This window comes from Halobacillus sp. (genome assembly GCF_049282395.1).
Classification (GTDB): domain Bacteria; phylum Bacillota; class Bacilli; order Bacillales; family Halobacillaceae; genus Halobacillus.
Genome location: NZ_JBAPTY010000248.1, coordinates 1 through 11,027 on the forward strand (window position 1 = coordinate 1; position 11,027 = coordinate 11,027).

At 36.8% G+C, this 11,027-nt stretch carries 14 protein-coding genes; 4 read left to right on the forward strand and 10 right to left on the reverse strand.

Translation table 11 applies throughout. From position 1 onward, the window contains the following. The first annotated feature begins 278 nt into the window (after positions 1-278). Complete coding sequence (locus tag WAM07_RS10610; protein ID WP_422166695.1) at positions 279-452, forward strand: hypothetical protein; 174 nt, start codon at positions 279-281, stop codon at positions 450-452. A 1,314-nt stretch (positions 453-1,766) separates the two neighbouring features. Continuing rightward, a complete protein-coding gene (locus WAM07_RS10615; RefSeq protein WP_422166696.1) occupies positions 1,767-2,246 on the forward strand; it encodes a site-2 protease family protein in 480 nt (159 codons plus the stop codon). Here the strand turns inward: WAM07_RS10615 and WAM07_RS10620 are convergent. Beyond that, positions 2,243-3,115: an aminoglycoside 6-adenylyltransferase gene (locus WAM07_RS10620; protein ID WP_422166698.1), complete on the reverse strand. Its 873-nt coding sequence runs from the start codon at positions 3,113-3,115 to the stop codon at positions 2,243-2,245. The genes WAM07_RS10615 and WAM07_RS10620 overlap by 4 nt on opposite strands. 100 nt (positions 3,116-3,215) lie before the next feature. On the opposite strand from WAM07_RS10620, the gene WAM07_RS10625 reads away from it, so the two are divergent. Continuing rightward, positions 3,216-3,782, forward strand: coding sequence for a hypothetical protein (locus WAM07_RS10625; protein WP_422166700.1), 567 nt, complete (start codon positions 3,216-3,218; stop codon positions 3,780-3,782). Positions 3,783-3,801: 19 nt separating this feature from the next. On the opposite strand, the gene WAM07_RS10630 is transcribed toward WAM07_RS10625, so the two are convergent. The 6 genes from WAM07_RS10630 to msrB form a co-directional block, all read right to left on the reverse strand. Beyond that, positions 3,802-4,719, reverse strand: a complete 918-nt coding sequence (locus WAM07_RS10630; RefSeq protein WP_422166702.1) for an exonuclease domain-containing protein — start codon at positions 4,717-4,719, stop codon at positions 3,802-3,804. 224 nt (positions 4,720-4,943) lie between these two features. Next, positions 4,944-5,501 carry a nitroreductase family protein gene (locus WAM07_RS10635; protein ID WP_422166704.1) on the reverse strand — a complete coding sequence of 186 codons (558 nt, stop codon included), beginning with the start codon at positions 5,499-5,501 and terminating at the stop codon, positions 4,944-4,946. A 73-nt stretch (positions 5,502-5,574) separates the two neighbouring features. Beyond that, positions 5,575-6,048: a GNAT family N-acetyltransferase gene (locus WAM07_RS10640; RefSeq protein ID WP_422166706.1), complete on the reverse strand. Its 474-nt coding sequence runs from the start codon at positions 6,046-6,048 to the stop codon at positions 5,575-5,577. An 18-nt stretch (positions 6,049-6,066) separates the two neighbouring features. After that, positions 6,067-6,471, reverse strand: coding sequence for a VOC family protein (locus WAM07_RS10645; protein WP_422166707.1), 405 nt, complete (start codon positions 6,469-6,471; stop codon positions 6,067-6,069). A 97-nt stretch (positions 6,472-6,568) separates the two neighbouring features. Beyond that, complete coding sequence (locus WAM07_RS10650) at positions 6,569-7,576, reverse strand: ABC transporter substrate-binding protein (protein WP_422166709.1); 1,008 nt, start codon at positions 7,574-7,576, stop codon at positions 6,569-6,571. A 174-nt stretch (positions 7,577-7,750) separates the two neighbouring features. Beyond that, positions 7,751-8,335, reverse strand: a complete 585-nt coding sequence (gene msrB, locus WAM07_RS10655; RefSeq protein WP_422166711.1) for a peptide-methionine (R)-S-oxide reductase MsrB — start codon at positions 8,333-8,335, stop codon at positions 7,751-7,753. A gap of 155 nt (positions 8,336-8,490) precedes the next feature. On the opposite strand from msrB, the gene WAM07_RS10660 reads away from it, so the two are divergent. Further along, entirely contained in the window at positions 8,491-8,940 is a 450-nt protein-coding gene (locus WAM07_RS10660) for a YusW family protein (protein ID WP_422166713.1), read from the forward strand. 92 nt (positions 8,941-9,032) lie between these two features. Here the strand turns inward: WAM07_RS10660 and WAM07_RS10665 are convergent, their stop codons facing one another. The 3 genes from WAM07_RS10665 to WAM07_RS10675 form a co-directional block, all read right to left on the reverse strand. Further along, positions 9,033-9,902, reverse strand: a complete 870-nt coding sequence (locus tag WAM07_RS10665) for a S1 RNA-binding domain-containing protein (protein ID WP_422166715.1) — start codon at positions 9,900-9,902, stop codon at positions 9,033-9,035. Between the two features lie 150 nt (positions 9,903-10,052). Further along, positions 10,053-10,139 carry a YjcZ family sporulation protein gene (locus WAM07_RS10670; protein WP_422166718.1) on the reverse strand — a complete coding sequence of 29 codons (87 nt, stop codon included), beginning with the start codon at positions 10,137-10,139 and terminating at the stop codon, positions 10,053-10,055. A 72-nt stretch (positions 10,140-10,211) separates the two neighbouring features. Next, the coding region (locus WAM07_RS10675; protein ID WP_422166717.1) for an MsnO8 family LLM class oxidoreductase at positions 10,212-11,027 on the reverse strand (816 nt) is incomplete at its 5' end.

Below are 11,027 nucleotides of genomic sequence, written 5' to 3' on the forward strand. Positions count from 1 at the left end.
ACATAACAAAATACAACCATTAACAAACGTTCTTAATAAAGAATTCATTCTACCAAAGGCTAATTTATCGATTTCCAACTTAAAACTTAGTAGCAACTCCAACTACAAATAAAAAATAAAATTCATTATAAACAACAAGGGACTGCAAGATCGAAAGCTCCAGAAGGGTTAAAAAGAGGGGAAGGGAAACGTTTTGTAAATTGGTTCATTAAAGAACGAACCACCAGTTTAAAAGGAAAAGAAGCTATAAGTAATTAATGCCTTTTTGAATTTCCTGGGTGACAATCCGGGGGAACTGGGCTGTTTATGTCGATGCGAATTCCGGCGAAGTTATCGATCAATACAACAAAATTATGCACGCACAGGATTATCAATCTTCCAAGGGATCCGGAATTGGTGTGGTTAAAAGTGCAGACTATAACGGAGCAGCTGTTGAAAGCACTTTGACTTAAAACTTAGTAGCAACTCCAAACTATAAAAAAAAACAAAGTACATAATACAAACAAATCCATTTTACTGAAAATTACAGGAGTGAGCCAACTTAAAGATATAGTAAGATTTCATTTGATAACTATTTACATACTTAAAAAACGAAAAGGTAAACTGCTGGAATAGTTTGCAGGAATAACACAAAGACCATAATTATTTAATTAACACTTAACGAGATTAAAAAAAGTGATAAGTCATAAAAGAAAAAAGAATAATGAACTAATGATTCAACTTAGAATGTAATTCAGCTATCTAGGACTAACAGAATAAGTTCAAATCATAACAGGAAAACATGTTAAGATCCACTAACAAAAAATTCTATTCTGTCTCACTATCATAAGTAAACTTGCATTTTGAGACAATAAAGAAACAATTTCATTTACTTCCTATAATATATATTATGTAAACTAGAATTTTAAAATAATCGACAAGTATATAATGTCATGTAAACCCTACTCCACCCGCTAAAATGATACGCAATTCTTCAGTTCAACAACTCTTGTTAAAATTCTCATTTATCAATCCTGGATTAAGTAATTCTTCTTTCTTATGATTTATACTCACTGGTATATTGTCGTTCCTTTTATAATGGTTAATATTCGAGTTTGTTCATTACATTCATCCATTACATTTAAAGCGAACCTTTGTTCTCGTTCCGTAATTTTAGCACTTTAAATATTCTAAAGTTAAATTCGCTACCTTCTTTTGAGCAGTAAACCTCTTAAGAAAGCTTAATTTTAAAGAGTTTTTTAAACTGCTCATGTACTGTTATTAGAATATTAGCATCATCCTGGTTTTATATTTGGAAATATCACTTATGTAGACTCTTAAGTTTACATAAAGTACCTGATCCTTCCCTTTTTTCTTCTAACTATATCTCTCCAATATACTATGGCCAGTTTCAATCCTTCTGCCGTCTTCTCATTAAAGCTGCTTTAATCAACTAAGGCTATTTGTTAAGTAAATAACTGAACGAAAAATAAGAACATACGTTCCTGTACCGTAAATTTGGCATTACATCTGAAGAATACACCATAAACTAAACCCAATTTACCTTTTCTATATAGTAAATGATCCATTATCCTTCTCAAAAAATCTGATTATAAGCTGTTTTTGAAAAAATGATCCTATATTCGAAAAATAACCGGTGATATATTTCCTATTTCTAGCTGTTTTCGGTTGAAAATAGTTTTTATTTAAGAAATTGGGGTAAGCTTTGCCTTGTGCCTTATTATAAAAGAGTCTTATATAGATGTTAGAATATGGAGGTTTTGAAATTGTTTACTTTAAGTGATTTACCGATGTTCTTTATTAATTTCTTTTTTATATTACCTATCGTTACACTCGTACATGAAGCAGGACACGTATGGGTGGCCCGTTTGTTTGGGGGGAAGATTCATTTCTGTATAGGTACTGGGAAGACCATTTTCAACCTTGGAAAATTAGAGGTGAAAAAGAAGTATTTCATGGAAGGCTGGTGTCAGTATGAAGATCTAACCTATAATAAAACGTGGGCGCATGTGTCTATATATCTAGCGGGAAGTATCTTTAACATGTTGGTAATTCTCATGATTAATTATCTTATCTTTGCAGATATATTGCCTCCGGCTTTATTTTTCTATCAATACTCTTATTTTTCAGTCTACTTTATTTTCTTTTCATTATTCCCTTACCGTGATGATGAGGGGAAACCAAGTGATGGATTGGCTGTATACGATGTTATCCGATACGGAAAAGCAGAAGATCCGATTGATTAATATGAATCCTGCTGACCGGCTGAACTTTTATGTATATGTTTTAAGTATTCAAAAACATGGATTTCCTCTGAATCGTGGTCCAGATAATTTAGATGGGAAGTAACTTCTCTTGTTAAAGTAATAAATAATTCACACATTTGGAATAGAGCCTTCCAATTGTTCGGGTACTCCCCATCTGCATATGTTCTTTTATAATCCTTCCAAGTATGATCTTCTAAAAAATGTTCGAAATATTTTCCGGCACTGCCGACATTTACTTGGAAGTTATTTTTTGCACCAATGTTCCAGCTCATCATGCGTTTAAGCATCCTTCTTACGGGACCTTCCATCATTTCTTTGGCATACGGAAGCTGACGCCGGGCCAGTCCTTTTGCCACATAAGTGCTTACCCACCAGAATTCATTGATACAGCTTTCAATATCATCATGGGACGGTTTTTTTACTAGATAATCACTGTCATCAGGTTCTCGTAAAGCTGGCAGGTTGTTGTCTTTATCCAGTAAAACAATGCTTAAACTATCTAGATTCTCAGGAAGATGATTTCTTTGATATAATGTAAGATCGATCCGGTTCCCATCCATAAACTGCATTAAGTAGGAGAATTTTAGATTCGGTTTATGATCCACGTCACACAATTCCATCTCATCCGGAAGCTGCATGATAAGTCTTTTACCAAAAACATCAACCCATGAATGTTCTGCAATAAAGGCGGTTATCTCAGTGACCACATAGACAATATCATAATCTTGAAACGGATCAGGAGTAACATTCCGGTTAACTCGTGATCCATTCATAATTACCCCTCTAACAGAACTGGCTTTTTCAGCTACTGATAGAATCAGTTGCATCATCTCTTCTTCTGATCTCATCACATTACCCCCATTAGAAATTACCTTCCCTCCTCTCCAGTTAAAATCTTTTATGTGATATCATGAATGTAAAATTATTTATAATCGGAAAGGAAAAGTTATGAGAAAACGCCTATATTCCATTATCTTAGCAGTTTTTGCAGGAGTAGCAGCCTATGCAGTAAAGCCAGGAAAAGTTCAAGCCCCGACTAATGAAAATATGATATCTCTTACGTATCCTGGTACAAATATAATCATAACCCCGGGCGATTTATTATTTACTCCCATTGGGAAAAGTGAATCAAAATATGCGGGCCACGTAGGAATAGTAAATTCTCGCAGAGAGGTTATTCATTCGATCCCTTCTGGGTTAATGAAAGACCCAATCAGCCGTTATTTTAATAAATTCCGATCCATTACGATTTTTTCTGCTAGAGATCCTGAGACGGGGATGAAAGCCTGCATATACCTTGACCATCTTCATACCACTTATCCAAAAGCTGACTATAAAGTGTTCACACCGCTTGGATATAATGATCATGAACAATATTGTACAAAAATTGTATGGCAATCCTATTATTATGGGGCAGGTATAAATTTGGGACGCCTATCAGAGCACTCCCTGGCCATTCACCCGATTTTATTAAAAGATAAAAGACACTTGAACTGTGTAGCTAAAAACTTGTAAAGTTATGCCTCAGTAAACCTTATAAATATTTCAGAAACTCATTTTCAGGAAGAATTTCTATGGAATGACCCTGACTTAACAACGTTTCGGTTCGCTCTAACTTACTGTTTTTCTTTCCCAGTAGATATTGTTCGTACGTTTTGCTGCCAACAACTAAGTAATTTGTATTGCTTTCTACTGTTGGATAGGTATGCCCGCCAAAGTTAGCGACAGTCTGAACAGCTCTTTCCCGATTCATAGCGGATAACTTTCCTGTAAACACAAATGAAGCACCATAAAAGGTATGGCTGGGATCGATTTCCTTAGTAGCTGCTGCATAATTCAAACTCTCTGGCTTTTTCGCTTTCTTCTTCTTATTCAATCGTGCAGGTTCATATTGCTGATCATACATCATGCCGTTCGTTGTTTGTGTCTTCTCAACAAGATCTTTAGTATCTTCAACCTTTAGCTCTTCGCAAGCCTTAAGTAAGATATGAGCAGCGGCCTGTGCATCCTCCAGGGCGTGGTGATGATTAAATCGAAAACCAATATGGTCTGATACAGACTTTAGGTTGTAACGCGGCAGCTCCCAAGTTTTCTTAGAGATATTTAAAGTACAGTTATAAGCAAGCAGTGGATATGGAAGCAGGTATTGATCGAGAACGGCACGAAGTACGCCCATATCAAATTGCGCATTATGCGCCACTAGAAACTTACCTTCCACCATGGGTTGGATTTCATTTTTCCATAAGATATCGAACTCGTATGCATCGGCTACATCATCCCTGGTTATCCCGTGTATACTTACATTCTTTGAGGAGAAATAATTTTTTTTAGGTTTTACCAAACGATAGTATTCATGTTTTACTTCATCGTTTTCATACTCTACTAATCCAATGGAACAGACACTCCCACGTGAGGAATTGGCTGTTTCAAAATCAAGTGCTACAAAATTCATTGAGAATCCCCTTTATGAACATCTTTACTATTATCATAAAACCAACCATGCCCTGAGTCTATCATAAAGTCTTCGTGTGCTTTTAATAGACTTCAATTATGTGGTATGGTTATATTCATTTCGCCTTGCCTTGGCCTAAGTCTCTTCTCCTACATCTCCTCTATCAGTGGTTTTTATAATTTATAGATCTAAAAAAGCCTCCTGTTTTAAGGAGGCCAGTATCATTATTTCTTTTTATATACAGTAATTTTTTCTTCCATAGGAGTTCTACGTTTTGTTTTTGGCTCCTGATCAAAGTAACCCAGGTGGAGAAAGCCTACTATTTTCTCGCCGGCTTGCACACCCAGCATTTCACGAACCTTAGGCTCATGGATTTGTGGATTTGTTTTCCAAACAACTCCTAACTCTCTTTCCCACGCTAACAACTGGAAATTCTGTATAAGAGAACTGATGGCTCCAAAATTCTCTTCCCATTGTTTCTGACGTGGATCTTCATCCATTACAGCAATTAAAAAAGCTTTAGGCTGACTGTAATAATTTCTTCTATTTTCCTGTCTATCCTTTGGAAAAGTCTGCACAATATCTTCCACAAAATGATCTTTTTCTTCTGTTGGAATAAATATAAAACGCCACGGTTCTCTTAATCCATGCGTTGGGGCCCAACGAGCGTCATCTAAGAGTTCTTTAATTAGGGATTCAGGAACTTCTTTATCTACATAACCACTTTTTACGGAGCGGCGCTCACGAATAATTCTGGCTAATTCACTTTTATTTTGATCCATGGTTTCACCTACAGTTAGATTATTTTCTTTGCTATCATAGACGATAATCATTCTCACTTGCAATGTCAACTAGTTAAATAATGTCTTTTGACATATTAATGTCAGTTATGTCGTACATAGCTTGTTGATAGAGATGTATGGCACGTTTGTTATGAGCAAAAACGTGCAAGGAAAGTTTTTTTACACCCTGCTTTTTTACATGCTTTTCTAAGGATTCTAAGGCTCTTCGTCCAAGGCCTTGTCCTCTATATGGTTCAAAAATTAAAAAGTTATAAATGAATGCCTCCTTTTGAGGGTGGTTCTCATCAAAATGGTACCAGAAATACCCGATAGATTCATTCGTATCAGGTTTACTCAAAGACAATAAAAAATGATGATCCGTCTGAAGCCCATCGGGTAAGAGATGTTGAAACGATTCTTTTGATTTCTGAAGAGCTTCTTCTTGCGTCCAGGTACCAGCTTTAACCTTTTCATCTGCATAATTTTGAACTTCCACTTTCATTAGTTCATCGAAAACTTTTGGCTTCATTTCATTTAAAGTAAGCATATAATTAAATTCTCCCTCTCATATACCCTCGTTATTCATCAGTACCAGGCGCCAACCATCAGGATCTTCAATAGTGATCCCTTTTTCTTCCCAATAGGGATTTTCGGGTTCTACCGGATGGAAACCTTGATTAGCTAAACGGCTTACTATCGATTGAATTTCTTTATTTTCAGCTATGTAAAGCACCAATAAATTGTCCTTACTGGGAGCGGGACATGGACTCCCCTCTTCATGAGTAGTGAACTCTAACTGATACTGACAATCGGGTAAGCCGAAAACCACGCCATCATACCCAGCATGATTAATAAAATGAGTTAATTTAGGTAATCCTATTCCTTCTTCATAAAAAGCTGTAATTTCTGGTAATCGATCGGTTGGCCTCGCTACTCTAATTTGTGAAGCTGAGAACCCTTTGAATTTCATAAGAAACCTCCCTGTTTCTTAATATAGTACAATATTAGGAAACTTTGGACAAAATCTGGTTAAATAAGAAGATGCCAAAGTGATCTTTTTCCACCTATTATTTTTCTACTAGTGCATCCGCTATTTCTTTAGAAAACCTTTCTGCTGATAGGGGTCCTGCGAACGTTCCCATATCTCCTGGCAACTTGTAAGTGTGATTTTTTTCCACAAAATTAAGATTTGTCCACGCCGGATTATCCGCCAGGTTATCGAAGATAGGATCGTCATCTTGGACTAAAAAGAAGAAGTGTGAGTCTTGATAATTCTGTAAAGCTTCAACGTTGGTCGAGATGAAGCCATAAATTTCAGGTTTCTCGGTTTTAACCGCATTACTTGCATTCATCTTATTGAGAACTCCAGCGATAACCGAGTTGTGGGTAAATAGCCGCATCGTAGGTGTGTTCTGAGAAGTAAAAGCCTGCGCTACCACTGCATTCAAGTTTTCATACCCAGCCTCTTGAATACGTTCTCCCTGTTCTTTAAAAGTTGCCTCCATCTGTTTAATATACTGCTTAGCTTTTTCCTCTTTATTGAATACTTTACCCAGGGTATTAAACTCATTTAGGAGATGCTGGTATTGATCCTCTGCCCCCTTTTCAGAATATGGATCAAATAAGGCGGTCGGAGCAATACTCTCCAATTGATCTTTAAAACTTTCATGGCGATATTTTGCTCCAATAATTAAATCAGGATCCAATCGGGAAATCGCCTCAAAATTGGGTTCTGACCTTGTGCCCACGTCCGTGACAGAGTCACTTAGAGGGTCTCCCACGTTCACCCATTTATTATAACCTTCCAGGTCTGCAACTCCTACAGGCTCCACATCTAACGGTAATAAGTGCTCAACATATGTCCACTCTAAAACTACTACTTTTTTAGGAACCCCATCTATAGTCATTTCACCTACTCCGTCTTCAAATGCGATAGAGCCTGTACTATTATCATCAGTTGACTCGGACTCCGTTGAAGCGGATTCTTCCCCTTTATTTGATGGGTCGGAATTATCGCTGCATGCTGCAAGAATCCCTAAAAATAACACTAGTCCTAAAATGCTAAGCTTTTTCATAAAGTCTGCTCTCCCTTTCTAGTTTGAGTATTTCAGCAATGATATGTATTACTATCTATTGATAAAGATTATCATTATCAATAGACAGTATAGAGAAATATAACTAGAAAGTCAATGATAATCATTATCATTGTAGCATGAAAAAAGAAGCAGGAGATTCCTGCTTCTTAAAATTTACTGTTCGAATTCATCTAAATATTTTTCGTAGCCACGGTCCGCCATTTCTTCTTTTGGAATGAACTCTAGTGCGGCTGAATTCATGCAATACCTTAGTCCTGTAGGCTGAGGACCGTCTTTAAATACATGGCCAAGATGAGAATCTGCTTCCTTACTTCTAACTTCGGTTCGGGAACCAAAAATACCTGGATCTTTTTTAGTTACAATATTCTCTTCCGCAAGCGGTTGAGTAAAACTTGGCCATCCAGTTCCAGATTTGTATTTATCCACGGAACTGAACAAAGGCTCTTTGGAAATGATATCTACATAAATTCCCTCATCGGCGTTATCCCAATATTTATTTTCAAAAGCTCGTTCCGTACCATCTTTTTGCGTAACCTTATATTGAACTGACGTTAACATGTCTTTTAATTCCTTTTTAGAATAAGTGACAGTCTCTCCGTTATAGTTAGTCACGGTTAGATCACCTTCCTCTTCGTTCTGATGTTTTTCTTGTCCGGATAAGTGTCCACTTGCTACAGACACTGTAAATAATGAACCAATTAATACAAACAACATCCCATATAAAACTTTTTTCTTCATGGGCTGATTCTCCTTTAATAGTCTCAGAGGATCTACGACTATATGTTAATCATAACATGAGCAAACTCTGCAGCTAACTATTGTGCTTGAATATAGATTATGAAAACCGGCTTTTTTGGTAATCCTATGGATAATAAAAGAATGGAGTGATTTTATTGAAATTATTAAGTACATGGTTTATCTTGCTGCTTTTATTGTTAGCAGGATGTAACAATGCGAATAATCAATCCAGTGAACCTTCTCAAAATGAGCCAGCACCAGAAAGTATTTCTTATCAGCAAGTTAATGAATCGCGGCCGTTTAACTTTAATAGGTTCGAGCTGGAAGTTGATTATGTAGATCGACTATCTTACCACATTGATTATGTTAATTTAGAGAACAGAAAAGAAGCGCGTATTGACGATTTTGATCGGCAGAAAGTTACAGGAGAAGAAGCATTTAACCAGCTTTCCCCCCATTTTAGAGAAATGAGTTTTGATGAGAACACACCAGAAGACGAAGTAATCAGCGAAGTGCTTACAGTTCTTGGACTCGACGCTCCTTATAAGGAATTCAAATTAGAAGTAACCTATCAGGATGGTACCGAAGTAACATATGAGGATTAAATATTAAAACCGCCAATTGTTATTACAGATGGCGGTTTTAATATTATGGATGATTTATTTTTTTATTTTGTGTTCGGAGTTGCTACTAAGTATTAGTCAGAACTATGAAGTAATTTAGTTGCTCCATTTTTCTGCTCCACTTGATTTTCTTTCATTAATTTGCCTACGGCTCTTTTAAATGCTGACTTACTAATTTGAAAAATTTCACGTATCTTCTCAGGATCGCTATTGTCATCTAAATAGACGATCCCATCATTTTCCTTTAAGTAATCAAGAATGACATCAGCATCTTCTTTTCGACTTTCTTTCTTAACTGGACGTAAAGATAAGTTAATTGATCCATCCTCTTTTACATCAATTACCCTTGCGATTACAGTTTCTCCTAATCTTGGTTCCTCTTTGCGTTCATTGGGATGGATAAATCCTCTATACCCTTCTTCTGTTAATACCGATGAGCCAGCTTTTGTTGAGCGGTACACTCTTCCTTGAGTTTCCGTATTTAAAATAGAAGCGGGTGCCGGCTCTAAATCATCCCAAACTTCCTGCTCTGTAATAGGTTCAGCCAGAAGACGCCCTTTTTTATCTAATTCTAAGCTGACAAATAAAAAGTCGCCTTTCACCGGCCAGACTGATTTTAGCAATGGAAGGTCATCTGTTGAAACTAAAATCTCTTTATCCTCTAACCCTATATTCACGAATACACCCATGTTCGTCACCACTTCTTCTACTTCGGCCCATCCATAGGAATTACGGGTTACTTCAGGAATAGTCATGCTTGCAACAGCCTGTCCTTTTTTATTTGTGTAAAGAAATACCTTTATAGACTGATCTAAATCAATCTCCTCATGTACTGCTTCATCTGGCAGCAATATTTCTGTGTCGTTGTACTTTACTATAAATCCATTGGTTATTTTCTTTGATACTTTACAACTCTGTATCGTTCCAATCAGGGAATGATCCATGTGGATTGTTCGCTCCTTTGTAACGTAATGTAACCCATTATAGCCTAGATGAAAAATTTTTAAAACAAAGATCTTGAGAACTTAACTTTATTCAGTCTAGTCCATTAGAAATCCATAGAAAAAGTGTGGCGTATGCCACACTTTCAACTATTAATACAACCATGCAGCTCCTACAATAACAAGGAGAATAAACAACACGACGATTAGCGCAAAGCCTCCACCATATCCTCTACTCACATTAATTCCCCCTTTCACTACTTATATATGCAGAAGCTTGAAAGGTGGTATGGGTGAATGGAGGAGTTTTTCTCAGTTATGATTTGCCCTATTTGCAAATTCATTAGCAATCAGTTGATAAGAATATTTCTTTTTCTCAAAATCAAAAATGTTGGTAATCAATAAAAGTTCATTAATCCTGTACTCATCAGCTAGTCCTTGCAATTGATCCACTACTTGTACAGGATCTCCAATGATGCATCTTCTTCGATTGTTACGTATTTTATCCTTTTCAATGTCTGTCAAAGTGTCATGAATAACTTCGTTCTGAGGAGGAATTCTAGTCTCCAGACCTTTTTCAACTTGTAAGAGCCACATATCCTGACTTTTAGCAATTTCTTCTGCTTCTTCTTCTGTCTCTGCACAGACAACAAACACACAAGCATTTACCTCGGGTTGACTGCGAGCTAAGGAAGGCTTGAATTTTTCTCGATAGGTCTGCAATGTGTCGGATGCATGATCAGGATTAATAAAATGACCAAAAGTAAAACCTGTTCCATGCATAGCCGCATGTTTTGCTCCACGTTCCGTTAATCCTAATATCCAGATTTCCGGCTGATATGAACTATCTGGACGTGCCGTAACACCAAAATAGGGATCTCCCTTTTCCATAGACTGAAATAAAAACTTCTGAAGTTCTTTTACCTGCCGCGAAAAGGAACTCAACGGCTTTTCAAGACCATCTGTCAGAGCTAATCTGGTTTTCTTGCCCCCACCCGGTGAACGGCCCAAACCTAAATCAATCCTTCCGGGATGGAAATTTTCAAGCATTCTAAAATTCTCCGCTACTTTTAAGGGACTATACTGAGGGAGTAAGACGCCTCCAGACCCTACACGAATAGTATTAGT